This is a genomic window from Pseudomonas artemisiae (assembly GCF_057128685.1).
The window spans coordinates 345369-371833 of sequence record NZ_JBSKHS010000002.1; the positions used below are offsets into that span (position 1 = coordinate 345369).

The window sequence follows — 26465 nt, forward strand, 5'->3', positions numbered from 1 at the left end:
ACAGAAGAGTACTGATGAGTCTAGGCCATGGAGCCGCTGGCGGCTGACGGCTGGTCAGGAAGCTTCGGGCTGATCGGCCAATTGGTCGGCCAGGCGCACGAAGGCGGCCAGGTCCAGTTGTTCCGGCCGCAGGCTACCGTCCACGCCCGCGGCTTCGATCGCCGTAGCTGGCAGCAGGGCCTTGAGGGTATTGCGCAGGGTTTTACGCCGTTGGTTGAAAGCCTCGCGCACTACGCGTTCGAGCAGCCGATGGTCTTTGGCCGGGTGCGGCAGCGTTTCATGAGGCACCAGGCGCACGATGGCCGAATCCACCTTCGGCGGTGGATTGAAGGCCCCAGGGCCTACGTTGAACAGGTGTTCCACGCGGCAGTGGTACTGCACCATGATCGACAGCCGGCCCCAGTCACCGCCACCAGGGCCCGCGGCCAGGCGTTCCACCACTTCTTTCTGCAGCATGAAGTGCATGTCTCGAATAACCGAGGCATTGCCCAGCAGGTGGAAGATCAGTGGCGTGGAAATGTTATAGGGCAGGTTACCCACTACACGCAGGCTTCTTGGTGCCGGGTTGAGCGTGGAGAAATCGAATTTCAAAGCGTCACCCTGGTGCAGGCTAAAGTTGCCACGCCCAGCGAAGCGCTGATGGAGTAGGGGTACCAGATCTTTGTCCAGTTCGATCACGTCCAGTTGGGCGCCGCTGTCGAGCAAGCCTTCGGTAAGCGCGCCCTGGCCGGGGCCGATTTCCAGCAGCCGATCGCCTTCACGCGCATGAATAGCACGCAGGATACGGTCGATCACCCCAGCATCGTGAAGGAAGTTTTGCCCGAAACGCTTGCGCGCTCGGTGTTGGTATTGCTCAGTCATTAACGTGCCTCGGCCATTTGATAGGCAGTTTCCAATGCAACGTGCAGGCTACCGGTGTCGACCTTGCCGCTTCCGGCCAGGTCCAGGGCAGTGCCATGGTCGACCGAAGTGCGGATGATCGGCAGGCCCAGGGTGACGTTGACCGCCGCGCCAAAGCCTTTGTACTTCAACACCGGCAGGCCCTGATCGTGGTACATGGCAAGCACCGCGTCGCAGTGCTCCAAGTGTTTGGGGGTAAAGAGGGTATCGGCTGGCAGCGGCCCGATGAGGTTCATCCCTTCGCCGCGCAGCGTGTGCAGCACTGGCTCGATCACGTCGATTTCCTCGCGGCCCAAGTGCCCGCCCTCGCCGGCATGGGGGTTTAGCCCGCACACCAGAATACGCGGATTGGCGATCCCGAACTTGTTGCGCAGGTCGTGGTGCAGAATGCGCGTCACTCGCGTCAGGCGGTCCGCCGTGAGCGCATCGGCAACGCTGCGCAGCGGCAGGTGAGTGGTCACCAGCGCTACCCTCAGGCCTCGGGTGGCCAGCATCATCACCACCTGCTCGGTACCCGTCAGCTCGGCCAGGAACTCGGTATGCCCGGAAAACGGCGTACCGCCTTCGTTGATCACGCCCTTGTGCACGGGTGCGGTGATCATGCCCGCGAACGCCCCTTGCAAGCAGCCTTCGCCAGCTACCTTGAGCGTTTCAAGCACGTAGCCTGCGTTGGCGGCATTGAGTTGCCCTGCCACCACAGGGGCCGCTACGGGCACGTCGAGCACATACAGGCTTCCGGCCGGTGCAGGCGTGTTAGGCAGTGCCGAGGGGGTAACCGCCTGCAAGTCGACCGCCAGCCCCAGTTGGATGGCCCGCTCGGCAAGCAGAGCACGGCTGGCAATGGCGATCAGAGGGTAGGGCTGCGCCTGGGAGGCCAACAGCAGGCACAGGTCGGGGCCTATGCCTGCCGGTTCACCAGGCGTGAGCGCGAAACGAAGTACACTCACTCTTTGACTTCGACGTAGGCCTCGTCACGGATCTGACGGAGCCAGGTTTGCAGTTCTTCGTCGTATTTGCGGTTACGCAATACGTTGAGGGCCTGCTGTTCGCGTGCCTGCTGGGTGGCATCCGTGGCGCGACGGCCCAGAACTTCCAGAATGTGCCAGCCAAACTGGGTTTGGAAAGGCTGTGAAACCGTGTCTACCTGAGTTTGCGCCATCACTTCGCGGAACTCGGGTACCAGCGACTGCGGGTCGATCCAGTTCAGGTCGCCACCGTTTAGGGCCGAACCTGGGTCTTCGGAGAAGCTCTTGGCCAAGGTGCCAAAATCCTCACCATCCTTGATACGGGTATACAAGGTGTCAATCAAACGCTTGGTTTCGGCCGGGCTACGCACTTCGCTTGGCTTGAGCAAAATATGGCGCACGTGGACTTCTTCACGCATCTCGGCCTGGCCGCCACGGGCTTCCAGCAATTTGATGATGATGAACCCCCCTGGCGTACGCACGGGCTGAGTCACTTGACCGGGTTGCATGGCCGCCAGCATATGGTCGAACGGCGGGGGTAACTGAGCGGCTTTGCGCCAGCCCATGTCACCACCTTCCAAAGCGTTGTCGCTCGCGGAACGGGTGGTGGCCAGCTGGGCGAAATCCGCACCCTCACGCAATTGCTGATACAGGTTACCCGCTTGTTGAGCGGCAGCCTGAATTTGCTGCGAGTTAGCGCCTTCCGGCGTAGGAATAAGGATATTGGCCAGGTGGTATTCCTGGGACAGCTGCGCCTTGCCCATATCGGAAGCCAAAAAGTTTTTCACTTCCTGCTCGCTGACCTGGATGCGCTCGGCCACTCGGCGCTGCCGTACCCGGCTAATGATCATCTCGCGGCGCACCTGATCCCGGGCAGCGTCGTACGACAGGCCATCATGGGCCAAGGCCGCGCGGAACTGGTCCAGGCTCATGTTGTTACGCTGGGCAATGGTGCCCATGGCGCCATTGAGCTCTTCATCGGTAATGCGGATGCCGGAGCGTTCACCGATCTGAATCTGGAGGTTTTCCAGAATCAGGCGATCGAGGACCTGCTTTTGCAGCTCCTCCATCGGCGGCTCTCCACCGCCGCGCTTGGCAATGGTTTGCCGCACTTCCTGCATGCGCTGCTGGAGTTGACTTTGCATGATCACGTCGTTGTCGACGATGGCCACTACTTTATCCAGTTGCTGGACCTGGGCATGCGCCAAGGTACCCAGAAACAGTGCGCCCAACAGCAGGGGGCGCAGTCGATCACATAGCTTGGTCTTCACGTTCACGATAACCCTGAATGCCTTGGTCGAGGAAACTTTCGACTTTAGTGCCTACTACGCCGCCCAGGCCCTTGAGCACGATCTGGAGGAAGATGCCGTGATCGCCCTTTTCGTTCTCAGGGGCGTTCTGGCTGTATTCGTCGTAATCAACCCAGTAACGGTTGATCAGGCGCAGTTTCCAGCAGCAATTGTCGTACTCGAAGCCACCGAAGGCCTCCAGCGTGCGGTTGCGGTTGTAGTCGTACTGCCAGCGGCTGATGAGGTTCCACTGGGGCACCAGCGGCCACATGACGGAGAAGTCGTGCTGCTGGATTTTGTAGTAGTCCTTTACATAGTTGTCCTGACCGGGCGCACCGTAGTCACCACCGAACTGCCAGCGGCCAGTGGCCGTGTCGTAATGGATGGTGTCGTCGCGGTAGCGGAAGCCGGCGTTGACGATCTTGTTCGGGTTGTCTTCAGGCTGGTAGTGGAACATTGCGCTGCCCGAGCGGGTGCTGCGGCTGTCCGGGTCCCAGTTGAAGTCCGAGGTAAAGCGCCAATCGCGGTTGAAGCGGTATTCGTATTCCAACGCGTAAGGGGAAACGTCCGATTGGGCGTCGTCGCGGTCGGCGTAGGCAATATCCGGCAACTGTACCTTGCGGTCGCGGAAGTACAGCGCTTGGCCGATGCTGAAGCGCTGGCGTTCGAAGCCGTTGTCTTCGATCCAGCGGCTGGTCACGCCCAGGGACAGCTTGTTTTCGTCGCCAATACGGTCCGAGCCGCTGAAGCGGTTGTCACGGAACAGCGAGGAGTAGCTAAACACGCTCTCCCCGGTATCAAACACTGGAATGTCGCTCTGGTCCTTGTAGGGCACGTACAGGTAGAACAGGCGCGGTTCGAGGGTTTGACGGTACGGCGTGCCGAACAGGGTGGTGTCGCGATCGAAATACAGGCCGCTGTCGATGCTGGCGATCGGCACGCTAATATTCTGTGAACTGTCGAAGCGCTGACCCTCGCCTAGCTGGCTCTTGCCACGGCTGTCCAGGCTCAAGTCGTACTGGGTGTACTTGTACTTAAGCGTGGGCTTGATATAGCCGTAGGCCCAGTCCATTGGCAGGCTGACTGCCGGCTCGGCGTCGAAGCGGTCGCCATTGGCGCGGTTCAGGCCACGGACGTTTTGATCCAGGCGGGGGCTACTGAGGCCGTCCTGATCAGTGAACAGGCCACTACGCAGATCCCGGTCGAAGCGTACCGCCTCGGTGTGGTAGGTGAACTCCAACCCGCCCGGGTTGTACGGCAGCTTGCCATCCAGGGTCAGCTGGGGCATGCGATCGTAAGGGGTGATGTCCGACACGGTCGCCAGCTGATAGGACTGCACGTTCAGCCGCGCGGTATAAGTTGGGCCGCGGTAGGTGAGGGCACCTTGCTGGTTGATGGAGTCCCGGTCTTCGACGCCGATCTGGTCGGTTTGCAGATCCTGGAAGTAGTACGGGTCACTGATGCGGGTGTAGTCCACCTCGGTCATCAGGCGCGAATCCAGGCCGCCCTTATGCTGCCAATTGATCATCCAGCGGCGGTCTTTGTAGTCCGACTGATCCTTGCGGTCGTCGTTTTCGTCGTTCAGGTAAGCCGCGCCGAACTGCCCCTCGCTGGTTGGCGTAAGGTAGCGGAACTCGCCTTCCATCAGCAGGCCGCGCTTGGCCATGTAGCGTGGGTACAAAGTGGCGTCGTAGTTAGGCGCCAGGTTGAAGTAGTACGGTGTGACCAGGGTCAGACCGCTGTCGCTGCTGCTCGAGATGCTTGGCGCCAGGAAGCCGGATTGGCGGCGATCGTCGATGGGGAAGTAGAAGTACGGCGTGTACAACACCGGAATGTCCTTCACCCGCAATGTAGCGTTGGTGGCGGTACCGAAACCAGTGGCCGGGTTCAGGGTAATATTGTTGCCCTTGATCGACCAGGCGTTGCTGTTGGGCTCGCAGGTGGTATAGGTGCCGTCCTTCAAGCGAATGATCGCGTTCTCGGCGCGCTTGGCGTACAGGGCCGACCCCCGCGCCCGCTGCTTGTGCAGTACATATTCAGCGTTGTCGATCTGGGCCGCGCCAGTGTCGAGCTGCACTTCGGCGTGGTCGCCTACGAGCAGTGCGCCGTTGTCGCGAATCTTCACGTTGCCGTTAAGCTCGCCGCGGTTTTCCGCTTGGTGCAGCGCGGCTTCGTTGGCCTCGACCTGCATGCTGCCTTGGCGCATCACCACGTCACCGGCGAGGGTCGCGGTTTGCGACTGCTCTTCGTAACGCGAGGCGCGGGCATTGATGTAGGTAGGCGCGTCGGACTTGGACGTTTTATCGCTCATGCCTGGGCGAAGCGGCTCAACGTAGGCACCCGCGCAATAAGGCCCGGTTTCGGCCAACTGCGCCGGGGTAAGCTTTTCGCGCGGTACCCAGTCCAGGTGGCTGTAGTCTGCGCTGCGAGACTTGAGCCCACGGCCCTTGCTTTCGGTCACCAGCGTGGTGGCCGCGGCCTCGCCTTGCTGGCCCGAAGCGTTGTCGCCTGCCGCCGTACTCACGGAGGTGGCATTATGCTGGGGGCGTGGCGGAAGGGCTGCGGTAGTGTCACGGGTTTTGCAATCCCAGGCCCCAGAAGCGGACACTTGGCAGTCATACTGCGGCGCGGCGCTTACATAAGGTACGGCCAAGGGTTGCATCGCCAGCAGACTGCCGGTGACCAGCAACGGAAACTTTCTACGAAACGCGGGGGATTTCAATGCCATCTTATTAGTCCGGGCTTCCTGCGTGCCATCTGCCCGTGCGGGTGTGCACGCCTCTCGATGGTCTGAAAAAGATGCTGGATAATAAAGCATGACCCGCTTGACGGCTAGCGCCGTCGGAGACTCTGTAAATGCCCGATCAAGATGTACGCCTCGAACTGCTGCGCCCCTGGCTTCAGGTTCAATTGCACAGCCTCTATAAGGAGCACGGTTGGGGTGAGGTGCCCGAAGGCGAGTTGACCCCCGCCAGCAGTGACGCAAGCTTCCGCCGTTATTTTCGCTGGGCTACCCCTGAGCGCAGTTTTATCGTGATGGACGCACCGCCCCCACAGGAAAACTGCAAGCCATTCGTGGACATCGCCGCGTTGCTCGCAGGGGCTGATATTCATGTGCCTGCCATTCTTGCCCAAGACCTGGAGCGCGGGTTTCTATTGCTGAGCGACATGGGCAAGCAAACCTACCTGGATGTCATCACGCCAGCCAATGCCGAGGCTTTGTTCAAGGATGCCATCGCGGCGCTGCTTAAATTCCAGGCACTGCCGATGACCGCGTCATTGCCCAGCTATGACGAAGCGCTACTACGCCGGGAGCTGGAGCTGTTTCCCGAATGGTATGTGCAGCGCCATCTGGGTATCACCTTCAACGAAACCCAGCAGGCTCAGTGGGCCGCCGTCAGCCGCCTGCTGATCGACAGCGCGCTGGCCCAGCCCAAGGTGCTGGTGCACCGCGACTACATGCCCCGCAACCTGATGGTCAGCGAGCCGAACCCTGGCGTGCTGGATTTCCAGGACGCGGTCTATGGCCCGATCACCTACGACGTAACCTGCCTGTTCAAGGATGCCTTCCTGAGCTGGCCTGAAGCCCGAGTGGGGGATTGGCTCAGCGAATATTGGCGCGCCGCCCAGGCCCAAGGCTTGCCGGTGCAGAGTACGCTCACGGATTTTCTGCGGGCTAGCGACCTGATGGGCGTGCAGCGCCACCTTAAGGTCATCGGCATCTTCGCACGCATTTGTCATCGCGACGGCAAGCCCCGGTACCTGGCGGACGTGCCGCGCTTCTTTACTTACATCGGCTCGGTGGTCAAGCGCAGGCGCGAATTGGCCGACCTTGCCGCGCTCATGGCCAGCCTGCCGCTGCCTGGCGAGGGTGATGCATGAAGGCGATGATTCTGGCCGCCGGCAAAGGGGAGCGCATGCGCCCCCTTACCCTGCATACCCCCAAACCCTTGTTGAAGGCTGCGGGCATACCGCTGATCGAGCATCACCTGCTGGCGCTAAAGGCGGCGGGCTTTACCGAGCTGGTGGTCAACCATGCCTGGCTGGGTGAGCAGATCGAAGCTTACCTGGAAGATGGTGCCCGTTTCGGCGTACACATTCTTTATTCCCCGGAAGGCGAGCCCCTGGAAACCGGCGGGGGGATCTATCGAGCCCTGCCATTGTTGGGGGCCGAGCCCTTTGCGGTGGTCAATGGCGATGTGTGGGCCGATTATGATTACACCCACTTGAAATTACCCGAAGGCGCCTTGGCGCACCTGGTAATGGTGAATAATCCGCCCCACCATCCAGGCGGTGACTTTGCCTTGGAAAATGGCTACCTGCGTGACCTGCCGGCGCCTGGGCAAGCCTTGACCTATAGCGGCATTGCCGTGCTGTCGCCCGAGCTGTTCCAAGGGTGTACAGACGGAGTCTTCAAGCTGGCGCCCTTGTTGCGCCGCGCCATGGCCGAGAGGCGGGTGACGGGGGAGCATTTCGACGGCCGTTGGGTGGACGTCGGCACCCCGGAGCGCCTGGCTGAAGTGGAGCGCTTGCTAGCGCCCGGCGGGGAGGGCCGCCACTGATGCTGTGGCCCGTCACACTGGTAGGCGCGGCGGCAGGCTATGCCCTGGCCAATATCCCGGGCGCTATCCTTGGGGCCTTGGTGGGCCAATGGGTTGATCGGCGGCTGGCGCTGGACAGTTGGCCAGCCTTTTGGGCGCGTTTTACCGGGCGGGGTGGTTTGGCTGACGAAGAGTTGCTGTTCGTACTGCTAGGGCGCCTGGCCAAGGCTGACGGCCACGTAAGGCAAAGCCACATCGCCCAGGCTCGTAACGAGATGACGCAGCTGGGGCTTGATGAGCCTGCCTGCAAGCGGGCTATCGCGGCCTTCAACCGTGGTAAAACCGGCAAGGACGCATTGGGTGGGCACCTGCGCCGGCTGCAAGGGCACCTGACCACCTCCGAAGGCCTGTTACGCGCCTGTTGGCGCATGGCCTGGGCGGACGGTCGAGTAAGCGCGGCCGAGCATCAACTGTTGCTTGAGTGGGGCAACTGGCTAGGGTGGGCCGCGCCTCGGGTGCGTGGGATAGGGAAGGAGTATGCGCCAGCTGCGGGCGGCTCTGCCGGGTTAGCTGAGGGTTATACGCATGCCTTGCGTATGCTAGGCGTGCCCCCGGAGGCCAGCCCTGAACAGATCAAGCGTGCCTACCGCCGGCTGCTGAGCCGCCATCACCCGGACAAACTCCAAGGCATGGGCGCCTCGCCAGCCCAGGTGCGGGAAGCCACGGAACGGACTGGCGAGCTGCACCGGGCCTTTGACCTGGTGCGCAAGCGGCGAGGCTTTTAGGCGCACATCAGGATTGCGGGTTCAGCCACCCGCGCACGCGCCGGTACAGCTGCTCGCCTGCCTGGTCGCCAGGCAACGGGTTGAGTTCGGTCTGGCTGTATTGGCTACCTTGCTGGCGCTTGCTGGCCTGGAAACGCTGTAACGCGGCCGTGCGCAGGTTGGGGCTGGTCGCGTAATAAATGTCAGCCACGGGCACTTTTAGTTGGGGGGCAAGCTGATCGAGCCCTGCGGGTGCGGCCTCTGGCGTTTTGCCTGCCACCATCACCAAGCGCTGCGCGCGTGACGGTTGGCGCTCGCTCAGGTAGCGGGCGGCCCAATAGGCGCCCGTGCCATGGCCCAATAACACGATGCTGCGGGCTTTTACTTGCTGAGCGAAGGCAATGCCAGCATCGATGCGGGCGAATATCCGGGCGGCATCGGTTTTGAGTTGATCATCCGCAGTAGGGGCTTGCGCCGGAGCAGTTGGGTCTGCGCCGTCGGCGGCGGCCTGCTCAATGGGCGCATTGGCATCGGCGGGCGTGGCCGAGCTACCCGCGGCGGCGGGGGCAGGGGGTTCGATGCCTCTGGGTTGCATGGCTTCGCTGAGCAAATCCGGTAGTGTCAGGCTCAGGGTACCCCAGCGGGCATCCGGCAGCTTGTTGCGCAATGGCGCCACGGCATCTGGCCAGTTTGCCGTTTCACCGGCGCCAGGCACGATGATCACCAATCCGGCAGGGTCAGCGTCATTGGCAGGGCGCCACAGCGCCAAGAAGCTATCCCCGCTGGCCTGCAGCATTTGCTGTTCTTCAGCCGGCAGCTGACGCGTCAGTGCTTGGGCTTCCTGCTCGCTACGCTCGAGTAGCGGGGGGCGCTCCGTAGCCGCCGCCGGCGGCTCGGCCGGGGCGTCCGCGGCATAGGTAAACAAAGGTAAGGAAAGGGCGGCAGCCAGCGTAAGGAACATGGCAGGGCGAAGGGCACGCATCGTGGGATTCCATTCAGTTGATTGCAGCAGCCTAAGGCCATTTCAAGGCCTCCGCTAGTGGGCATGCGCCTCGGCCCTGCCATCGGCTACAATGCGCGCCATTGTGTCCAGCCTACAGGTCCAACATGCAGCCCTTCGCTATTGCGCCTTCCATTCTCTCCGCAGACTTCGCTCGTCTTGGCGAGGAAGTCGACACCGTACTCGCCGCCGGAGCGGACGTGGTGCATTTTGATGTCATGGACAACCACTACGTGCCAAACCTGACCATCGGCCCGATGGTGTGCGCGGCCTTGCGCAAGTACGGCGTGAGCGCCCCTATCGACGTGCATCTGATGGTCAGCCCCGTGGACCGCATCATTGGTGACTTCATTGAGGCGGGCGCCACCTATATCACGTTCCATCCTGAAGCCACTCAGCATATCGATCGCTCGCTGCAGCTGATTCGCGATGGTGGTTGTAAGGCCGGCCTGGTGTTCAACCCCGCCACGCCCTTGAACATGCTTGAATATGTGATGGATAAAGTAGACATGATCCTGCTGATGAGCGTAAACCCTGGGTTCGGCGGCCAGAAGTTCATTCCTGGTACCTTGCGCAAGTTGCAGGAAGCCCGGGCGCTGATCGATGCCAGCGGCAAGGACATTCGCCTGGAAATCGACGGCGGAGTGAACGTGCACAACATTCGCGAAATTGCCGCTGCCGGCGCTGATACCTTCGTAGCGGGCTCGGCGATCTTCAACGCGCCTGATTACCGCGCGGTCATCGAGCAAATGCGCGCCGAGCTCGCCCTGGCCCGGCCATGAGTGGGTTAGAGCAGCTATTCCCTGGGCACCTGCCAAAGCTGGTAATGTTCGACCTGGACGGCACCCTGGTGGATTCCGTGCCGGACCTTGCCGTAGCCGTCGATAGCATGCTGGCTCAGTTGGGCCGCCCCCCGGCGGGGATCGAAGCCGTGCGCCTATGGATCGGCAACGGTGCGCGGGTGCTGGTGCGCCGCGCGCTGGCCGGGCGCCTGGAGCATGCTCAGGTAGATGAAGCCCTTACGGATCAAGCCTTGGCGCTATTTATGGCTGCTTACGGCAAAGCCCATGGCAATACCCAGGTTTACCCTGGGGTGCGTCAAACCCTCAAATGGCTGTCAGACCAAGGCGTGGAAATGGCGCTGATCACCAACAAGGCCGAGCAATTCGTAGCGCCCTTGCTGGACGAACTCAAGCTGGGCCGGTATTTCCGCTGGATCATTGGGGGAGACACCCTGCCTCAGCAAAAGCCAGACCCGGCCGCGTTGTTGCATGTGATGCAGATGGCGGGTGTGTCCCCTCGGCAGGCGTTGTTCGTTGGGGATTCGCGCAATGACATTCTGGCCGCCAAGGCCGCTGGGGTGGCCTGCGTGGGGCTGAGTTATGGCTATAACCACGGGCGGCCCATCACTGAAGAAGCGCCCTCATTGGTAACAGATGATCTCAGAACGCTGTTGCCTAGTTGCTTCGAGCGAAGCGCTGATATAACGTTGGGCAACACCCCTGCCTCTTCAGGTCGAGAATCCATCGTGGCGGTTACCTGCAAACTCTGGATGAAAGTTATCAAGGCCCTGGCCCGCTGGCGCTGGCGCGCCTGACACTTTCTAGCCGGCCTGCCGGCGCGTTTGCTCGTTTTCCCGTTTTCTGCTCCGCCACGAGGCAGCTATGACCCGCGATGAATTCTTGCGCTTGGCCGAATCCGGCTTTAACCGCATCCCCCTGGCCCGTGAAACCCTGGCCGACTTTGACACCCCACTGTCCATTTACCTGAAGCTGGCCGACCAGCCCAACTCATACCTGCTTGAATCCGTGCAGGGCGGCGAGAAGTGGGGCCGTTACTCGATCATCGGTTTGCCCTGCCGCACGGTGCTGCGGGTGCATGGCCATGGGGTTCGCATCACCCACGATGGCGTGGAAGTAGAGCGCCATGAGGTAGAAGACCCGTTGGCCTTCGTCGAAGCTTTCAAGGCCCGCTACGCAGTGCCTACCATTCCCGGCTTGCCTCGGTTCAATGGCGGCCTGGTGGGCTATTTCGGCTATGACTGCGTACGTTACGTGGAGCCACGCCTGGGCGCTTGCCCGAACCCGGACCCAATCGGCGTGCCTGACATTCTGCTGATGGTGTCCGATGCCGTGGTGGTGTTCGACAACTTGGCGGGGAAAATCCACGCCATCGTGCTGGCGGACCCAAGCCAGACCGATGCCTATGACCAAGGCCACGCGCAACTGGCCGAGTTGATGGAGCGCTTGCGCCAACCCATCACTCCACGCCTGGGGCTGGACTTCACCCAGCCCCTTGGGAAAGAGCCAACCTTCCGCTCCAGCTTTACCCAGGAAGATTTCCAGCACGCCGTGACTACCATCAAGGACTACATCCTGGCGGGCGACTGCATGCAGGTGGTGCCGTCACAACGCATGTCTATCGACTTCAAGGCAGCGCCCATCGACCTCTACCGGGGGCTGCGCTGCTTCAACCCCACGCCTTATATGTACTTCTTCAATTTCGGCGACTTCCACGTGGTTGGCAGTTCGCCGGAAGTGCTGGTACGGGTGGAAGATAACCAGATCACCGTGCGCCCCATTGCCGGCACCCGTCCCCGTGGCGCCACCGAAGAGGCTGACCACGCGCTGGAAGTAGACCTGCTCAGCGACCAGAAAGAACTGGCCGAGCACTTGATGCTCATCGACCTGGGGCGCAACGACACCGGGCGGGTATCGGAAATCGGCAGCGTAAGGCTCACCGAAAAAATGGTGATTGAACGCTACTCCAACGTGATGCATATCGTGTCCAACGTGACCGGCCAGTTAAAGCAAGGTTTGACGGCCATGGACGCACTGCGCGCGATTCTGCCAGCCGGTACCTTGTCCGGCGCGCCGAAAATCCGTGCGATGGAAATCATCGACGAACTCGAGCCGGTCAAGCGCGGCGTGTATGGCGGCGCGGTGGGGTATTTTGCCTGGAACGGCAACATGGACACCGCCATCGCTATTCGTACTGCGGTTATCAAGGATGGGGAGCTGCATGTGCAGGCCGGCGCGGGCATCGTGTCGGACTCGGTGCCAGCCCTGGAATGGGAAGAAACCCTGAACAAGCGGCGGGCCATGTTCCGCGCCGTGGCCTTGGCCGAACAAGGCCAGGGCTGAACCCCCCTTTGGCGTACCTGCCCGATTCCAGATTCAAGAGGTTACCCCCATGCTATTGATGATCGATAACTACGACTCCTTCACTTATAACGTTGTGCAATACCTGGGCGAGCTAGGCGCCGATGTGAAGGTGGTACGCAACGACGAACTGACGGTGGCTGATATCGAAGCCTTGGCGCCGGAGCGTATCGTGGTGTCGCCTGGGCCGTGCACGCCGAGCGAGGCGGGCATTTCCATTGATGCCATCCTGCATTTTGCCGGCAAGCTGCCGATTCTAGGCATCTGCCTAGGCCATCAGGCGCTCGGTCAGGCCTACGGCGGCGAGGTGGTACGTGCTCGCCAAGCCATGCATGGCAAGACGAGCCCCGTGCATCACCGTAATCTGGGTGTATTCGAAGGCTTGGCGCAGCCACTGACCGTGACCCGGTACCATTCTTTGGTGGTGAAGCATGAACAGTTGCCTGACTGCCTGGAGGTCACTGCCTGGACCCAGCACGAGGATGGCCGTACCGACGAGATCATGGGCTTGCGCCATAAAACCCTGAATATCGAGGGCGTGCAGTTCCATCCCGAATCCATCCTCACCGAGCAGGGCCATGAGCTGCTGGCCAACTTCCTCAAGCAAACCGGCGGCACCCGCCAGGGTTAAGGACAGGCAATGGACATTAAAACAGCCCTCGGACGGGTGGTCAGCCAACTGGACCTGACCACTGAGGAAATGCGCGATGTGATGCGCCAGATCATGACCGGCCAGTGTACCGAGGCGCAGATCGGCGCGTTCCTGATGGGCATGCGCATGAAGAGCGAAACCATCGACGAAATTGTCGGCGCGGTGGCCGCTATGCGTGAATTGGCCGGGCGCGTGGAATTAGCCTCCCTGGACCGGGTGGTGGATATCGTAGGCACCGGTGGCGACGGGGCCAATATCTTCAACGTGTCCACCGCATCAGCCCTGGTAGCGGCGGCGGCCGGTTGCACCGTGGCCAAGCATGGCAATCGCGCGGTGTCCGGGAAAAGCGGCAGCGCAGACCTGCTCGAGGCTGCCGGGGTATACCTTAACCTCACGCCGGTACAGGCGGCACGTTGCATCGACAGCATCGGCATCGGCTTTATGTTCGCCCAGGCCCATCACGGGGCCATGAAGTTCGCCGCGGGCCCCCGTCGGGATCTGGCGCTACGCACACTGTTCAACATGCTCGGCCCCCTCACCAACCCTGCGGGCGTGGTGCACCAAGTGGTGGGTGTATTCACGCCGGCGTTATGCCGCCCCTTGGCGCAAGTGCTTATGCGCCTGGGGAGCAAGCATGTGCTAGTGGTGCATTCCCGGGATGGTTTGGACGAATTCAGCCTGGCCGCGCCCACGACCGTCGCGGAGCTGAAAAACGGCGAAGTGACCGAATATACCGTAGAGCCGGAAGACCTTGGCCTGAACAGCCAAAGCCTGCATGGGCTGACCGTGGACAGCCCACAGGCGTCTTTGCAGCTGATTCGCGATGCATTGGGGCGGCGCCAGACCGAGAACGGCCGTAAGGCGGCGGAAATGATTATCCTCAACGCTGGCGCCGCGCTGTACGCGGCGGATCACGCCTCTACGCTAAAGCAAGGCGTGGAATTGGCCAGCGATGCGCTCCACACGGGCCTGGCCCGGGAAAAGCTCGAGGAATTGGGTGCCTTCACGGCAGTATTCAAGCAGGAGAACGAAGCATGAGCGTGCCAACAGTGCTGGAGAAGATCCTTGCCCGCAAGGCCGAGGAAGTGGCTGAGCGCAAAGCCCGGGTCAGCCTTGCCGAGCAGCAGGAAGCTGCCCGTGCCGCCACTCGCGCGCGTGGGTTCGCCGAAGCGCTGCTGGCCCAGAAAGCGCGCAAGCAAGCAGCGGTGATTGCCGAAGTCAAGAAGGCCTCGCCTAGCAAAGGCGTGATCCGTGAAGTGTTTCACCCTGCTGAAATCGCCCAAAGCTACGAGGCCGGCGGTGCCACCTGCCTGTCGGTACTGACCGACGTGGATTTCTTCCAAGGGGCAGACCTGTACCTCCAGCAGGCTCGCGAGGCCTGTGCGCTGCCGGTCATCCGCAAGGACTTCATGATCGACCCCTACCAGATCTACGAGTCTCGCGCCCTGGGTGCCGACTGCGTGTTGCTGATCGTCTCGGCCTTGAGTGATGGGTTGATGGTAGAGCTGGCGAGTGCCGCCAAGGACGCAGGCCTGGATGTGCTGGTCGAAGTTCACGACGGCAATGAGTTGGAGCGTGCCTTAAGTCACCTGGACACGCCGTTGATTGGCATCAACAACCGTAACCTGCATACCTTCGAAGTGAACCTGGAAACCACGCTTGACCTGCTTCCAGGCATCCCCACTGATCGCATGGTGATTACTGAAAGCGGCATTCTCAACCGCGCCGACGTGGAGCTGATGGAAATCAACGACGTGTACGGCTTCCTGGTGGGTGAGGCCTTTATGCGGGCCGAGCACCCAGGGGACGAACTGGCGCGGTTGTTCTTCCCCAGCCGTTAACGGCAGCCAGGTTGAAGGGCGCATCAATGGATGAATTGCAGCGGCTGACTACCGAACAAGGCTTGCGGGTGGAACTCATGTTACTGGCGCAGGTATGCGAAGGGCACCGCGACGACGGCGTGCTGTTCTGGCAGCCGACCGACCAAGCGTTGGTAATGCCTAGGCGCATGGAGCGCTCGCCAGGTTTCGCCCAGGGCGCCGCCGCCGCGCGAGCCTTGGGTTGGCCGGTGCTGCTTCGTGAAACCGGCGGGGAGCCCGTTCCGCAGTCCGTCGCTACGCTCAATGTGGCGCTGGTGTATGCCGCGCCCCGCGCCGAAGGCGACTTCAATCGCCTGGAACGCGCCTACCTGCGCCTTTGCGAGCCACTGTGCGGCGTATTGGAAAGCCTGGGGGGCACGGCAAGCCTTGGCGAGGTGCCCGGTGCTTTCTGTAACGGGCGCTATAACGTAAACCTGGACGGGCGTAAATGGGTAGGCACGGCCCAACGCTGGCGCCAGTCCCGCTCTCATGGCGGGCCGGTTGTATTGGTCCATGGGGCAGTACTGATGCGCGATCAACGGTCCGAAATGGTCGCCGCGGTCAATGCGTTCAATCAGGGGTGTGGTTTACCCCAGCGGTGCTTGGCCGATAGCCATATCGCCTTCGAAGAGCGATTTGGCCACGCGGCGGTGTTGTCGCCGCTGTCGAGCGCGCTAGGGCAAATTTTAGAGCAGGTAAGGGCCGCGCATCAGCGCGTGCCATAGATGACCATGGTCTTGCCTTTTACGTGAATCAGCTGCCGCTCTTCCAAGTCTTTTAGTACACGACCAACCATTTCCCGAGAGCAGCCCACGATCCGGCCAATTTCTTGACGGGTGACCTTGATCTGCATGCCATCCGGGTGGGTCATGGCGTCTGGTTCTTTGCACAGATCGGTCAGGCACCGGCCTACGCGCCCCGTAACATCATGGAACGCCAGGTCACCTACTTTACGAGTGGTTCGGCGTAGCCGATAGGCCATCTGGCTGCTAAGGCTGTACAAGATGTCCGGCTCTATCCGAGACAATTCGCGAAAGCGTGCGTAGCCGATTTCAGCCACTTCGCATTCGGTTTTGGCACGCACCCAGGCATTACGCTCGCCTTCCAGGTGCGGCGGGTCGAACAACCCTAGTTCACCAAAGAAATCGCCTTGGTTGAGGTAGGCGATCACCATCTCACGACCATCGCTGTCCTCGATAAGGATAGTTACCGACCCCTTGAGGATGTAAGACAGCACAGTGGCCTTGTCGCCGGCACAAATGATATTGCTCTTGGCCGCATAGCGGCGCCGTTGGCAGTGGGCCAACAGCTTGTCGAGCGGAGTGATTTTGGTGGCTGACGCGGCCATGGGCAAGGTTCCGATGCAGGACGACGTTAAGTGCGGTTCCGGTGGATGCCATCAATTTGGCGTCAGCATAACAGCACTTCCTATGTATCGCGATATTTCCTTAAAACTTGAGGTCCGTCGCACTTTTGAGCGAATTTTGCGGCTGAACGGCTGTGGTAAGCTGGCCGCCTTTAATCGGAGGTCAGTATGAAGGCACGTATCCAGTGGGCCGGTGGGGTTATGTTCATCGGCGAGTCCGGCAGCGGCCATGCCGTCGTGATGGACGGCGCGCCCGAAAACGGTGGTCGCAACCTCGGCGTGCGCCCTATGGAAATGGTATTGATCGGGCTGGGCGGCTGCAGTAGCTTCGACGTTGTGACCATCTTGAAAAAAGCCCGTCAGCCTGTGGAAAGCTGCGAGGCTTTTCTTGAAGCCGAGCGTGCTGACAGCGAGCCGAAGGTCTTTACCCGCATTCACCTGCGCTTTGTAGTGAAGGGGCGCGGGCTGAAAGAAGCGCAGGTCAAGCGCGCGGTGGAATTGTCTGCAGAAAAATACTGCTCGGCATCGATCATGCTCGCCGCAGGCGGCGTGAACATCACCCATTCCTACGAAATCGAAGAACTGGGCGACGCTGCCATCCAGGCATCATAAAAGCTGCGCATACTCTGGCATACGGTGGCGCGGGTCTGCATAATGCGCCACTTTTTCAAGGCCACCCTTGAAACCGGGCACTCCCCGGACAGACAACCAAAATCGCCAACGCGAAGAGGTGTAAATCGTCCTACGCAGGTACCTGTCGGTACTTGACGGGCATGCTTGATCACGCGGCACGGCCGCATACAAAGAGAGTTTTCAGACGGTGAAAAGCAAACTCAAGCTCCACGGGTTCAACAACCTGACCAAGACCTTGAGCTTCAACATCTACGACATCTGCTATGCGCAGACGCCGCAGGATCAACAGGCTTACGTTGAATACATCAACCAAGAGTACGACGCGGCTCGCCTGACTCAGATCCTTACGGATGTTGTCGATATCATTGGGGCCAATATCCTGAACATCGCACGTCAGGACTACGAGCCACAGGGTGCCAGTGTAACGATCTTGATTTCCGAGCAACCGGTAACCCCCACCGAGAGCCAGATCGAAGAGTCCCCAGGCCCATTGCCCGACACTATCTTGGCGCACTTGGACAAAAGCCATATCACTGTCCATACCTACCCGGAAATCCACCCGGACAACGGTATCGCCACCTTCCGCGTAGACATTGACGTGTCCACCTGCGGTGTAATTTCGCCGTTGAAGGCGCTGAATTACCTGATTCACCAGTTCGACTCAGATATCGTGACCGTGGACTACCGCGTGCGCGGCTTCACGCGAGACATAGAAGGGCGTAAGCACTTTATTGATCACGAGATCAACTCGATCCAGAACTACCTTTCCGAAGATACTCGGGGCGCCTACCAGATGGTGGACGTAAACGTGTATCAGGAGAACCTGTTCCACACCAAGATGCTGCTCAAGGAATTCGAACTGGATAATTACCTGTTTGGCGATGCCACCCGTAATTTCTCCGTCGAGCAGCGAGCGCAGGTCACGGAGCGGGTGAAGCATGAAATGCTGGAAATCTTCTACGGCCGCAACATTGGCTGATTTGGCGTGAGGTAGGTGTTCGCCAGCTTTGCTGGCTCCCCCTGTAGGAGTCAGCAAAGCTGGCGAACCGTGCGTCACTGGTTGCCTATGCCGTATCTTTGCCCGCTCCGCCGGCGCCTATACCCGATAGGTGCTCTTGGTCATCACCTTGGCCATCAAGCTCATCCCAAACTTGATCGGCAATGGAAAGCGCAAACCGCCTGCGTCCAGTGCTGCTTGCGCGTGGCCGGCTTCGTCGTCGCGCATCTGTTCCAGAATCGCTCGGGACTTCTGGTCTTCAACCGGGAGCTTTTGCAGGTGCTCATCCAAGTGCTTGCACACTTGCTGTTCGGTAGCGGCGACGAACCCCAGGCTTACCCTATCGCTGATCAACCCTGCGATCGCACCCATGCCAAAGGACATTCCGTAGAATAACGGGTTAAGCACGCTGGGCCGGCTGCCTAACTGCCGTATGCGCTGTTCGCACCAGGCCAGATGGTCCACTTCTTCGTCCGCCGAATGTTCCATGGCTTCACGAATCTGTGGCAGCTTGGCAGTAAGGGCCTGCCCCTGATACAGCGCTTGGGCGCAAACTTCACCGGTATGGTTGATACGCATCAGGCCCGCCACATGCTTGGCCTGGCTGTCGCTCAGCGGCGCGTCCGGTTGTAGCAGGGCAGGGGAGGGCCGGGCAGGTTGGCCGCTGAAGGGCAGCAAGGTGCGGGCTATGTTGTCGGCCTGCAATAGCAGCCTATCTACGGTGGTGTACTGACGCTCGTTGGGCACATTGACCTCCAAAATTTCAATAAAGCGTTGGGGCCGAGCCTATTAACCCGGTGGCCAGTGCATTTGCCGTCGGCCAAGCACATGCAAGTGAATGTGATAGACCGTTTGGCCGCCCAACTCATTGCAATTCATTACTACGCGAAAGCCCTCTTCACAGCCCAATTCCTGTGCCAGGCGTTGCGCGGTGAACAGAATGTGGCCAGCCAGTGGTTTGTCTTCTTCGGACATGTCCGCCAGCGTACGGATGCGTTTCTTTGGGACTACCAAAAAATGCACGGGTGCCTGGGGAGCTATATCATGAAAGGCGATGACTTGGTCGTCTTCGTAAATGATGTTCGCGGGTATCTCCCGCTTGATAATCTTGTCGAAAAGGGTATCCACACAGTACTCCCTGATTTTCGTTGAACCCCAGTGTACTCAAGCAGGCGCCTATACGCCCAGCGCTGTTTTCACGCCTAAGGCCGCGTGTAGACACGGTTGAGCGCTGCTGCCGTTTTACGGGCCAGCCACCGAGGCGCGAACCTTGCCGCTCGCGAAAGCCACCGTGCACGCCAGCCGGGGATGATCAGCGCGCGATTACGCTCCAGTGCCAATACTGCCTGCCGCGCAACTTCCTCGGGCAGCAACGGCAGGCGGCTGCGCTGTAGCTTGCGCGGCATCCCGCTGGACCAGCGCAACGGGCCGGGGCAAAGGACGGACACACTAACACCGGTTTGCCTGAGTTCTTCTCTCAAGCCTTCGGAAAGGTGTAGCACATAGGCGCTGCTGGCAGCATAGCTGCTCATCCAGGGCCCAGGTTGGAAGGCGGCGATGGAAGCAACGTTGAGGATCTGCCCGCCGCCGTGAACCGCCATGGCGTTGCCGATCGCATGGCACAACCGGGCCAGCGCCAGAACGTTCAGTTCGATAAGGTCTTGTTCACGCAACCAGTCTTGCGCCAGAAAATGCCCTTGGGAGGTAAGCGCCGCGCAGTTCACCAACAGGTCGATACGCCGTTCGCTTTCTTCAAGCTCCAGCAGGAACCCGGTCAGGCGCAGCGGTTCGCTTAGGTCGCAGGCGCGGAACAGCACCTCTACCCCAAAGCGTTGGGTGAATTCGATGGCAATGGGCTCAAGGTCGTCACGGTAGCGGGCAACCAGCAGTACGTTGCGCCCCCGCCGCGCCAAGGCCTCGGCCAACGCCAGGCCCAGGCCACTGGAAGCACCGGTTACCAGCGCGTAGGAAGAAAACATAAAGGTATGGAAACACCGCGATGGCTGTAAACAGCGAAGTTTACCGCCATGCCCGAGGAGCGAACAGCGGCGTTAGAAGGGCTTGACCACTACCAGCACGACCACCAGCAGCAACACGACCACCGGCACTTCGTTGAAAAATCGGTAAAACGTGTGGGTATGACGGCTCTCCCCACGCTCCAAGCGCTTGCGATGGGCACCACAGACATGGTGATAGCCGATCAGCAATACCACCAGGGCCAGCTTGGCATGCAGCCACCCCATGGTCATCCAGCTAGGGTTCAGGTACACCAGCCAGGCGCCAAACACTAAAGTGAGCACCATGGAGGGGGTCATGATGCCCCGGTATAGCTTGCGCTCCATGATCACGAAACGCTCGCGGCTGAGGGTGTCTTCGCTCATGGCGTGGTACACGAACAGGCGAGGCAGGTAGAAGAGCGCCGCGAACCAGCAAACCATGCTGATGATGTGCAGGGCTTTGATCCATAGATAGAGCATGTAAGGGTTTCCCACGGTTAAGGACGGTTCGATAGTAGAGCGCCAAGGGCGCTGCGTCATCCCACGGTTGTGACGCAGGCGCCTGGCCCCTATTATCGACGGCTTCCAGTATCGCGTCAGGGCGGGCATGTAGATGGTCAAGGTCGGTATCGTTGGGGGCACGGGGTACACCGGTGTCGAGCTGTTGCGCTTGTTGGCGCAGCATCCACAGGCTGAGGTGGCGATCATCACCTCCCGCTCGGAAGCCGGTGTAGCGGTGGCGGATATGTACCCGAACTTGCGAGGCCATTACGACAACCTGACGTTCAGCCAGCCGGATACCCGTGCCCTGGGTGCCTGTGACGTGGTGTTTTTCGCAACCCCCCACGGCGTGGCCCATGGCTTGGCCGGCGAGCTGCTGAACGCAGGCACACGAGTCATCGACCTGTCCGCGGATTTCCGCTTGCAAGACGCGGACGAATGGTCGCGTTGGTATGGGCAGCCCCATGGCGCGCCTGAGTTACTTGAAGAGGCGGTGTACGGCCTGCCAGAGGTCAACCGTGAGCGTATACGGCCGGCACGCTTGATCGCGGTGCCGGGCTGTTACCCAACCGCCGCTCAGCTGGGCTTGCTTCCTCTGCTCGAAGCCGGGCTGGCGGATGCGTCGCGGTTGATCGCAGACTGTAAGTCTGGGGTAAGCGGGGCGGGGCGGGGCGCCAGTGTGGGTTCGCTGCTGTGCGAAACTAGCGAAAGCATGAAGGCTTACGCGGTCAAGGGGCACCGGCACTTGCCAGAGATCACTCAAGGGCTGCGCCTGGCGGCCGGCGGCGAGGTTGGCCTGACCTTTGTGCCTCACCTTACCCCGATGATTCGCGGCATTCATGCCACTTTGTATGCGACCGTGGCGGACCGTTCGGCTGACCTGCAAGCGCTGTTCGAGCGCCGCTATGCCAATGAGCCGTTCGTGGATGTAATGCCTGCCGGGAGCCACCCCGAAACCCGTTCCGTGCGTGGGGCCAACGTCTGCCGTATCGCGGTGCATCGGCCGCAGGGTGGGGATTTGGTCGTGGTGCTGTCGGTGATCGACAACTTGGTGAAAGGGGCCTCTGGTCAGGCGGTGCAGAACCTCAACATCATGTTTGGCTTGGATGAGCGCCTGGGGCTGTTCCATGCGGGCTTGATGCCATAAGGCCGAAGGGGGTGAGCAATTGTTGACCGTTTTGCTCGGATAAGCGGATAATATCCGCATTTCGCAATAGCGTTCGGCTTGCGCCGGGAGAGTCAAATGAGTGTCGAAACCTTCACCCCCACGGTTTTGCAATTTACACAGGGTGCCGCCCATAAGGTGAAGACCCTGGTCGACGAAGAGGGCAATGATCGCCTCAAGCTTCGAGTCTTCGTCACCGGCGGTGGCTGCTCAGGTTTCCAGTATGGCTTTACCTTCGATGAAGACATCGCCGAGGACGACACCATCGTCGAGCGCGAGGGTGTAAGCCTGGTAGTGGACCCGATGAGCTTCCAGTATTTGGCGGGTGCCGAAGTGGATTATCAGGAAGGGCTTGAGGGGTCACGCTTTGTGATCAACAATCCTAATGCCAGCACCACCTGTGGTTGCGGCCAGTCATTCTCGATCTAAGGCACGGCCAGTTAGGCACGGCCGGTTAGGCACGGCCGGTTAGGCACGGCCGGTTAGGCACGGCCGGTTAGGCACGCCCCGCTTCATTCAAGCTGGGTAGATTGCCCCAAGTACTCTAAGGCCTTTGGCGCCCGTCACCTCTGGCCGGTTGGCAGGGGTGCCCTCCAAACAGCAGTGTGCCAACCAGGCGAAGGCCATGGCTTCCATCCAGTCTGGGTCAACCTTCAGTGCTTGGGTGCTACGTACCGGTGCATTGCCGACCAATGCTTGCAAACGTTTCATCAGCGCCCGGTTATGGGCGCCGCCGCCACAGACAAACAGGCCGTCTGGGCGCGGCATCTCATGCACAAGCGCATCCACTACAGTGCGTGCTGTAAGCTCCAGTAGCGTGGCTTGCACATCGGCCTGCGCGACCTTGGGGTGGTAGCTCAGGTGTGCCTTCAGCCAAGACAGGTTGAATACCTCGCGCCCCGTGCTTTTGGGGCCAGTGGCGGAAAAGAACGGGTCGGCCAGTAAGCGCTGGAGCAAGGCGTCATCCACTGCTCCGCTGGCGGCCCAGGCGCCATCTTGGTCAAAGGCCTGGCCATGGCAAGCGTTGATCCAAGCGTCTAGCAATACATTCCCCGGGCCACAGTCGAAGCCCAGTACCGGGCGTTTGGAACGAATCAAGCTCAGGTTCGAAAACCCACCCAGGTTCAACACCGCAATAGCCTCGCCTTGACCAGCGAACAGCGCCTCATGGAAGGCTGGCACCAATGGCGCACCTTGGCCACCGGCAGCCACGTCACGGCGGCGGAAATCCCCTACCACGGTTATGCCACAGCGCTCGGCGAGCAAGGCAGGGTTGCCGATCTGTACGGTAAACCCGCGCGCCGGTTCATGTCGGATAGTCTGGCCATGGCTGCCTACGGCCCTTACCGCGCTGGGCGAGACACCCGCCGAGCGCAGCAATTGCTCGATGCCCTCGGCGGCCAAACTTGCCCAAGCGTTCTCCGCCAGGGCGACCCGTGCTACTTCATCGGGACCAGGCGTGCACAGTGCGAGCAATTCGGCCTTCAATAAAGCGGGCAAGGGTACATAGTGAGAGGCCATCAACTGGGTGGACTGCTCCTGCGTTACCAGGGCGATGTCGAGCCCATCAAGGCTGGTGCCGGACATCACGCCGATATACAGGGCCATCTCAGCGCTTGCTCGCAACCAAGGTGGCGCGCTCTTGATCCATGCGCGCCATCAAGGGCTGGGCTACCTGCAGGAAGCGCTGACGCTCGTTACGCGCGATGGGGTCAGCCATTGGCAACTTCTGGCCAAGTGGGTCCACATGAACGCCATTGACCTGGAATTCATAGTGAACATGAGGGCCGGTGGACAGGCCGGTAGTGCCGATATAGCCGATCACTTGACCCTGCTTCACCGCGCTGCCATCACGAATGCCCTTGGCAAACCCCTGCATGTGGCCATAAAGGGTGCGGTAGGTATTGCCGTGTTGTATGACTACGGTATTGCCGTAGCCGCCTTTGCGACCAGCCAGAATGACCTTGCCGTCGCCCGTGGCCTTGATAGGGGTGCCGCGCGCCGCAGCGTAATCCACGCCCTGGTGGGCACGGATCTTGTTCAGAATCGGGTGCTGGCGGCTACCCGAGAAGCGTGAACTGATGCGTGCAAAGTCTACCGGAGAACGGATGAATGCCTTGCGCATGCTATCGCCGTCTGCGGTGTAGTAGTTGGTGTTGCCTTGCTTGTTGGTGTACCGAACCGCGGTATACACCTTGCCACGGTTGATGAAACGGGCGGACAACACGTTGCCGGTGCCGATCACCTTACCATTGAGCACCTTTTGCTCATACACCACGTCGAATTGGTCCCCGGGGTGAATATCCTGAGCGAAGTCCACGTCATAACCAAAGATGCTTGCCAGGTCCATTACCTGGGCATGGGACAGGCCCGCGCGCTGCGCCGAAGCCGAGAGAGAGCTGGTGATGGTCCCGTGTACATAGGCCGCGCGCATGACAGGGGTTTCCACCGTACGCTGGAAGGCAAGGGCGCCATCGGCACCGCGCTCCAGGCGGATGGATTCCACGCGGGACAATTTGGTGTGCAGGCTTTGCAGCGTGCCGTCTGCGGCAAGTTCGAATTCGAGCACTTGACCTTTTTTCAGGTGGGCGAACTGCTTGGCTTGCTTATCGCTGCTCAGGGCTAATTGGGCTTCGCTGCCCGGTAGGCCTACTTTTTCGAACAGCGCCGACAGCGTATCGCCACGGCCTACCACTACCTGACGATGGGTTTGCCCCACGGCCGGCGCGGCGGCTTCTGCTACGGCCGGCGTATCTTGCGTGAGGGGCGTGGTCTCGCTGGCGGTGCTGTCGACAGGATCTGCGTCGCCTTCGATTTGTGCGAAGGGTGAGTCAGCTGGGACAGGCTCGCTTGCGGTAGGGGCCTGTTGCTGATCCTGGAAGGCTTGCGCGGGCGGTTCGAGATCCAGGGCCAAGGATGTTTTCTTGGCTTCGACGTCACTGGAGGGGAATACCAGCAGGGCCAGGCTCAACAGCGCGGCGATTCCGCTAGCCGCAAGAAGGTGTGTTTTGGGGTATAGGGGCGGCGCTTTAGGTGGGGCGTCGGTCATAGTTTTTGGCTTTTAAAAGAGGAATGAAAATGAATTGGAAAAGATGAATGACATGATGAATATGAAATAACTGCCTAAAATATAACCAATTCATTCCCGAGGCAAGCTTTCCCAGACGCTTTAAGACAAGGCCTGAGTCACATCACCGCGCTACTTGGGTTTGAGGCGGTGATCTTGTATGTTGGGCGTTTTTGAATCGCAGGCTTAGGGGCGTATATGTACTCTTTTGACGAGCAGCTCGCGCTGATCAAGCGTGGCGCTGAGGAGGTACTGGTCGAAGCGGAGCTGATCGAGAAGCTCAAGCGCGGTCAACCTTTGCGGATCAAGGCCGGTTTCGACCCTACCGCGCCAGATCTGCACTTGGGCCACACGGTACTGATCAACAAGCTCCGGCAATTCCAGGAGTTGGGGCACCACGTCATCTTTCTGATTGGTGACTTCACAGGGATGATTGGCGACCCTAGCGGCAAGAGCGCGACTCGCCCGCCGCTGACGCGCGAGCAGGTACTGGAAAATGCTGAAACGTATAAGACCCAGGTGTTCAAAATCCTAGACCCGGCGAAAACCGAGGTGGCGTTCAACTCCACCTGGATGGACCAGATGGGCCCAGCGGATTTCATCCGGCTAACGTCCCAGTACACCGTGGCGCGCATGCTTGAGCGCGATGACTTCCAGAAGCGTTACAGCACCAGCCAGCCTATTGCCATTCACGAATTCCTTTACCCGCTGGTGCAAGGCTATGACTCGGTAGCCTTGCGCGCGGATGTAGAACTCGGTGGTACGGACCAGAAATTCAACCTGCTGATGGGGCGTGAGCTTCAGCGCGGTTACGGGCAAGAGCCCCAGAACATCCTCACCATGCCCTTGCTGGAAGGCCTGGATGGGGTGAAGAAGATGTCCAAGTCGTTGGGCAACTATATAGGCATCCAGGAAGCGCCTGGGGTGATGTTCAGCAAGCTGCTGTCCATTCCCGACACCTTGATGTGGCGTTACTTTGAGTTGCTGAGCTTCCGTTCCATGGCGGAAATCGACGCCTTCAAGGCGGACGTGGCTGCGGGTAGCAACCCACGAGACATCAAGATTAAGCTGGCTGAAGAGATCATCGCGCGGTTCCATGGCGAAGAAGCGGCTGCTAATGCGCACCGTGGCGCAGGTAACCGTATGAAGGATGGTGAACTGCCAGACGACTTGCCCGAGGTGAGCTTGACCTCTATGGAAGACATGCCTATCGCTGCGGTATTGAACCAGGCAGGGTTGGTGAAGAATTCGGCTGCGGCCAGGGACCTCTTGAGTGCGGGCAGCGTACGTATAGATGGCGAAGTCGTAGACCGAGGCTTTGTGTTTGCCTTGGGCGCGACTCACGTATGCCAGGCCGGTAAGAAGGCCTTTGCGCGCATTACCCTGTCCCTGAAGTAAGTCCTTGTAAAAAGGTGTTGACGGCCTTCCGAAACCCTTTATACTGCGCCCCACTTCCAGCGGCAACGGAACGGCAAACGCCTTGAGTATCAATGGGTTAGCCGGTTCGAAGGGGTTGGAAGCGGCTTCGGTCTCCGGATCGGCGCGGTGAAAAAGGCAGTTGACAGCAGGTTGTAGTGCTGTAGAATTCGCCTCCCGCTTCGAGAGGTT

Annotated in this window: 27 protein-coding genes; 15 read left to right on the forward strand and 12 right to left on the reverse strand. The window is 60.3% G+C overall.

From position 1 onward, the window contains the following. Positions 1–54: 54 nt before the first annotated feature. From rsmA to ACWKV4_RS04230, 4 genes are read right to left on the reverse strand one after another with little or no spacing between them, the layout of a single operon-like run. The gene (gene rsmA / locus ACWKV4_RS04215; protein ID WP_483830949.1) at positions 55–861 is read right to left on the reverse strand and encodes a 16S rRNA (adenine(1518)-N(6)/adenine(1519)-N(6))-dimethyltransferase RsmA; all 807 of its coding nucleotides are present in this window, start codon (positions 859–861) and stop codon (positions 55–57) included. Beyond that, complete coding sequence (pdxA, locus tag ACWKV4_RS04220) at positions 861–1847, reverse strand: 4-hydroxythreonine-4-phosphate dehydrogenase PdxA (protein WP_483830948.1); 987 nt, start codon at positions 1845–1847, stop codon at positions 861–863. Before pdxA ends, rsmA begins: the two co-directional genes overlap by 1 nt. Continuing rightward, positions 1844–3142: a peptidylprolyl isomerase gene (locus ACWKV4_RS04225; protein WP_483830947.1), complete on the reverse strand. Its 1299-nt coding sequence runs from the start codon at positions 3140–3142 to the stop codon at positions 1844–1846. Before ACWKV4_RS04225 ends, pdxA begins: the two co-directional genes overlap by 4 nt. Further along, a complete protein-coding gene (locus ACWKV4_RS04230; RefSeq protein WP_483830946.1) occupies positions 3117–5882 on the reverse strand; it encodes an LPS-assembly protein LptD in 2766 nt (921 codons plus the stop codon). Before ACWKV4_RS04230 ends, ACWKV4_RS04225 begins: the two co-directional genes overlap by 26 nt. A 128-nt stretch (positions 5883–6010) precedes the next feature. Between ACWKV4_RS04230 and ACWKV4_RS04235 the strand changes: the two genes are divergently transcribed. Genes ACWKV4_RS04235 through ACWKV4_RS04245 form a run of 3 tightly spaced genes read left to right on the forward strand, consistent with a single transcriptional unit; the run spans position 6011 to position 8480 of the window. Then, positions 6011–7036, forward strand: a complete 1026-nt coding sequence (locus tag ACWKV4_RS04235; RefSeq protein WP_483830945.1) for an aminoglycoside phosphotransferase family protein — start codon at positions 6011–6013, stop codon at positions 7034–7036. Continuing rightward, positions 7033–7716: an N-acetylmuramate alpha-1-phosphate uridylyltransferase MurU gene (gene murU / locus ACWKV4_RS04240; RefSeq protein WP_483830944.1), complete on the forward strand. Its 684-nt coding sequence runs from the start codon at positions 7033–7035 to the stop codon at positions 7714–7716. Before ACWKV4_RS04235 ends, murU begins: the two co-directional genes overlap by 4 nt. Beyond that, on the forward strand, positions 7716–8480 hold the full coding sequence (locus ACWKV4_RS04245; RefSeq protein WP_483830943.1) for a TerB family tellurite resistance protein: 765 nt from the start codon (positions 7716–7718) through the stop codon (positions 8478–8480). Before murU ends, ACWKV4_RS04245 begins: the two co-directional genes overlap by 1 nt. 7 nt (positions 8481–8487) lie before the next feature. Here the strand turns inward: ACWKV4_RS04245 and ACWKV4_RS04250 are convergent, their stop codons facing one another. Further along, positions 8488–9441: an alpha/beta hydrolase family protein gene (locus ACWKV4_RS04250; protein WP_483830942.1), complete on the reverse strand. Its 954-nt coding sequence runs from the start codon at positions 9439–9441 to the stop codon at positions 8488–8490. 125 nt (positions 9442–9566) lie between these two features. Here ACWKV4_RS04250 and rpe point away from each other — a divergent pair, with 125 nt between their 5' ends. The 7 genes from rpe to ACWKV4_RS04285 all read left to right on the forward strand — a co-directional run bounded on the left by rpe (position 9567) and on the right by ACWKV4_RS04285 (position 15856). After that, a complete protein-coding gene (gene rpe, locus ACWKV4_RS04255; RefSeq protein WP_483830941.1) occupies positions 9567–10241 on the forward strand; it encodes a ribulose-phosphate 3-epimerase in 675 nt (224 codons plus the stop codon). After that, positions 10238–11056, forward strand: a complete 819-nt coding sequence (locus ACWKV4_RS04260) for a phosphoglycolate phosphatase (RefSeq protein WP_483830940.1) — start codon at positions 10238–10240, stop codon at positions 11054–11056. The genes rpe and ACWKV4_RS04260 overlap by 4 nt, the downstream gene beginning before the upstream one ends. A 67-nt stretch (positions 11057–11123) precedes the next feature. Beyond that, positions 11124–12602, forward strand: a complete 1479-nt coding sequence (trpE, locus tag ACWKV4_RS04265; protein ID WP_483830939.1) for an anthranilate synthase component I — start codon at positions 11124–11126, stop codon at positions 12600–12602. 49 nt (positions 12603–12651) lie between these two features. Continuing rightward, positions 12652–13251: an aminodeoxychorismate/anthranilate synthase component II gene (locus ACWKV4_RS04270; RefSeq protein ID WP_483830938.1), complete on the forward strand. Its 600-nt coding sequence runs from the start codon at positions 12652–12654 to the stop codon at positions 13249–13251. A 9-nt stretch (positions 13252–13260) separates the two neighbouring features. Continuing rightward, positions 13261–14310, forward strand: coding sequence for an anthranilate phosphoribosyltransferase (gene trpD, locus ACWKV4_RS04275; RefSeq protein WP_483830937.1), 1050 nt, complete (start codon positions 13261–13263; stop codon positions 14308–14310). Further along, the gene (trpC, locus tag ACWKV4_RS04280; RefSeq protein ID WP_483830936.1) at positions 14307–15113 is read left to right on the forward strand and encodes an indole-3-glycerol phosphate synthase TrpC; all 807 of its coding nucleotides are present in this window, start codon (positions 14307–14309) and stop codon (positions 15111–15113) included. Before trpD ends, trpC begins: the two co-directional genes overlap by 4 nt. Before the next feature lie 26 nt (positions 15114–15139). Further along, positions 15140–15856 (forward strand): lipoyl protein ligase domain-containing protein, encoded by a 717-nt coding sequence (locus ACWKV4_RS04285; protein WP_483830935.1) that lies wholly within the window; start codon positions 15140–15142, stop codon positions 15854–15856. Here the strand turns inward: ACWKV4_RS04285 and crp are convergent. Next, on the reverse strand, positions 15841–16479 hold the full coding sequence (gene crp / locus ACWKV4_RS04290) for a cAMP-activated global transcriptional regulator CRP (RefSeq protein ID WP_483830934.1): 639 nt from the start codon (positions 16477–16479) through the stop codon (positions 15841–15843). The two genes, ACWKV4_RS04285 and crp, sit on opposite strands and share 16 nt — an antisense overlap. A gap of 186 nt (positions 16480–16665) precedes the next feature. On the opposite strand from crp, the gene ACWKV4_RS04295 reads away from it, so the two are divergent. Both ACWKV4_RS04295 and speD read left to right on the forward strand, forming a co-directional pair. Then, positions 16666–17109: an OsmC family protein gene (locus ACWKV4_RS04295; protein WP_483830933.1), complete on the forward strand. Its 444-nt coding sequence runs from the start codon at positions 16666–16668 to the stop codon at positions 17107–17109. A gap of 208 nt (positions 17110–17317) precedes the next feature. Continuing rightward, the gene (speD, locus tag ACWKV4_RS04300) at positions 17318–18109 is read left to right on the forward strand and encodes an adenosylmethionine decarboxylase (protein WP_483830932.1); all 792 of its coding nucleotides are present in this window, start codon (positions 17318–17320) and stop codon (positions 18107–18109) included. Between the two features lie 117 nt (positions 18110–18226). Here the strand turns inward: speD and coq7 are convergent, their stop codons facing one another. The 4 genes from coq7 to hemJ all read right to left on the reverse strand — a co-directional run bounded on the left by coq7 (position 18227) and on the right by hemJ (position 20604). After that, positions 18227–18874: a 2-polyprenyl-3-methyl-6-methoxy-1,4-benzoquinone monooxygenase gene (gene coq7, locus ACWKV4_RS04305; RefSeq protein ID WP_483830931.1), complete on the reverse strand. Its 648-nt coding sequence runs from the start codon at positions 18872–18874 to the stop codon at positions 18227–18229. Between the two features lie 42 nt (positions 18875–18916). Then, a complete protein-coding gene (locus ACWKV4_RS04310; protein WP_483830930.1) occupies positions 18917–19255 on the reverse strand; it encodes a histidine triad nucleotide-binding protein in 339 nt (112 codons plus the stop codon). 74 nt (positions 19256–19329) lie between these two features. Next, positions 19330–20106: an SDR family NAD(P)-dependent oxidoreductase gene (locus ACWKV4_RS04315; protein ID WP_483830929.1), complete on the reverse strand. Its 777-nt coding sequence runs from the start codon at positions 20104–20106 to the stop codon at positions 19330–19332. Positions 20107–20178: 72 nt separating this feature from the next. Then, entirely contained in the window at positions 20179–20604 is a 426-nt protein-coding gene (gene hemJ / locus ACWKV4_RS04320; RefSeq protein WP_483830928.1) for a protoporphyrinogen oxidase HemJ, read from the reverse strand. 133 nt (positions 20605–20737) lie between these two features. Here hemJ and argC point away from each other — a divergent pair, with 133 nt between their 5' ends. Together argC and erpA are read left to right on the forward strand one after the other, a co-directional pair. Next, complete coding sequence (argC, locus tag ACWKV4_RS04325) at positions 20738–21772, forward strand: N-acetyl-gamma-glutamyl-phosphate reductase (protein WP_483830927.1); 1035 nt, start codon at positions 20738–20740, stop codon at positions 21770–21772. 96 nt (positions 21773–21868) lie between these two features. Then, the gene (gene erpA, locus ACWKV4_RS04330) at positions 21869–22219 is read left to right on the forward strand and encodes an iron-sulfur cluster insertion protein ErpA (RefSeq protein ID WP_483830926.1); all 351 of its coding nucleotides are present in this window, start codon (positions 21869–21871) and stop codon (positions 22217–22219) included. 87 nt (positions 22220–22306) lie between these two features. On the opposite strand, the gene ACWKV4_RS04335 is transcribed toward erpA, so the two are convergent. Both ACWKV4_RS04335 and ACWKV4_RS04340 read right to left on the reverse strand, forming a co-directional pair. Continuing rightward, a complete protein-coding gene (locus ACWKV4_RS04335) occupies positions 22307–23398 on the reverse strand; it encodes an anhydro-N-acetylmuramic acid kinase (protein ID WP_483830925.1) in 1092 nt (363 codons plus the stop codon). Between the two features lies 1 nt (position 23399). Next, on the reverse strand, positions 23400–24839 hold the full coding sequence (locus ACWKV4_RS04340) for a peptidoglycan DD-metalloendopeptidase family protein (protein WP_483830924.1): 1440 nt from the start codon (positions 24837–24839) through the stop codon (positions 23400–23402). Positions 24840–25055: 216 nt separating this feature from the next. Here ACWKV4_RS04340 and tyrS point away from each other — a divergent pair, with 216 nt between their 5' ends. After that, entirely contained in the window at positions 25056–26255 is a 1200-nt protein-coding gene (gene tyrS / locus ACWKV4_RS04345) for a tyrosine--tRNA ligase (RefSeq protein WP_483830923.1), read from the forward strand. The last annotated feature ends 210 nt before the right edge of the window (positions 26256–26465 follow it).

What these genes read in the sequence shown, in the direction of transcription:
- rsmA (WP_483830949.1), bottom strand. Translation starts at nt 861, where the DNA reads ATGACTGAGCAATACCAACACCGAGCGCGCAAGCGTTTCGGGCAAAAC.
- ACWKV4_RS04230 (WP_483830946.1), bottom strand. Translation starts at nt 5,882, where the DNA reads ATGGCATTGAAATCCCCCGCGTTTCGTAGAAAGTTTCCGTTGCTGGTC.
- ACWKV4_RS04235 (WP_483830945.1), top strand. Translation starts at nt 6,011, where the DNA reads ATGCCCGATCAAGATGTACGCCTCGAACTGCTGCGCCCCTGGCTTCAG.
- murU (WP_483830944.1), top strand. Translation starts at nt 7,033, where the DNA reads ATGAAGGCGATGATTCTGGCCGCCGGCAAAGGGGAGCGCATGCGCCCC.
- ACWKV4_RS04245 (WP_483830943.1), top strand. Translation starts at nt 7,716, where the DNA reads ATGCTGTGGCCCGTCACACTGGTAGGCGCGGCGGCAGGCTATGCCCTG.
- ACWKV4_RS04250 (WP_483830942.1), bottom strand. Translation starts at nt 9,441, where the DNA reads ATGCGTGCCCTTCGCCCTGCCATGTTCCTTACGCTGGCTGCCGCCCTT.
- rpe (WP_483830941.1), top strand. Translation starts at nt 9,567, where the DNA reads ATGCAGCCCTTCGCTATTGCGCCTTCCATTCTCTCCGCAGACTTCGCT.
- ACWKV4_RS04260 (WP_483830940.1), top strand. Translation starts at nt 10,238, where the DNA reads ATGAGTGGGTTAGAGCAGCTATTCCCTGGGCACCTGCCAAAGCTGGTA.
- trpE (WP_483830939.1), top strand. Translation starts at nt 11,124, where the DNA reads ATGACCCGCGATGAATTCTTGCGCTTGGCCGAATCCGGCTTTAACCGC.
- ACWKV4_RS04270 (WP_483830938.1), top strand. Translation starts at nt 12,652, where the DNA reads ATGCTATTGATGATCGATAACTACGACTCCTTCACTTATAACGTTGTG.
- trpD (WP_483830937.1), top strand. Translation starts at nt 13,261, where the DNA reads ATGGACATTAAAACAGCCCTCGGACGGGTGGTCAGCCAACTGGACCTG.
- trpC (WP_483830936.1), top strand. Translation starts at nt 14,307, where the DNA reads ATGAGCGTGCCAACAGTGCTGGAGAAGATCCTTGCCCGCAAGGCCGAG.
- ACWKV4_RS04285 (WP_483830935.1), top strand. Translation starts at nt 15,140, where the DNA reads ATGGATGAATTGCAGCGGCTGACTACCGAACAAGGCTTGCGGGTGGAA.
- crp (WP_483830934.1), bottom strand. Translation starts at nt 16,479, where the DNA reads ATGGCCGCGTCAGCCACCAAAATCACTCCGCTCGACAAGCTGTTGGCC.
- ACWKV4_RS04295 (WP_483830933.1), top strand. Translation starts at nt 16,666, where the DNA reads ATGAAGGCACGTATCCAGTGGGCCGGTGGGGTTATGTTCATCGGCGAG.
- ACWKV4_RS04315 (WP_483830929.1), bottom strand. Translation starts at nt 20,106, where the DNA reads ATGTTTTCTTCCTACGCGCTGGTAACCGGTGCTTCCAGTGGCCTGGGC.
- hemJ (WP_483830928.1), bottom strand. Translation starts at nt 20,604, where the DNA reads ATGCTCTATCTATGGATCAAAGCCCTGCACATCATCAGCATGGTTTGC.
- argC (WP_483830927.1), top strand. Translation starts at nt 20,738, where the DNA reads ATGGTCAAGGTCGGTATCGTTGGGGGCACGGGGTACACCGGTGTCGAG.
- erpA (WP_483830926.1), top strand. Translation starts at nt 21,869, where the DNA reads ATGAGTGTCGAAACCTTCACCCCCACGGTTTTGCAATTTACACAGGGT.
- ACWKV4_RS04335 (WP_483830925.1), bottom strand. Translation starts at nt 23,398, where the DNA reads ATGGCCCTGTATATCGGCGTGATGTCCGGCACCAGCCTTGATGGGCTC.
- ACWKV4_RS04340 (WP_483830924.1), bottom strand. Translation starts at nt 24,839, where the DNA reads ATGACCGACGCCCCACCTAAAGCGCCGCCCCTATACCCCAAAACACAC.
- tyrS (WP_483830923.1), top strand. Translation starts at nt 25,056, where the DNA reads ATGTACTCTTTTGACGAGCAGCTCGCGCTGATCAAGCGTGGCGCTGAG.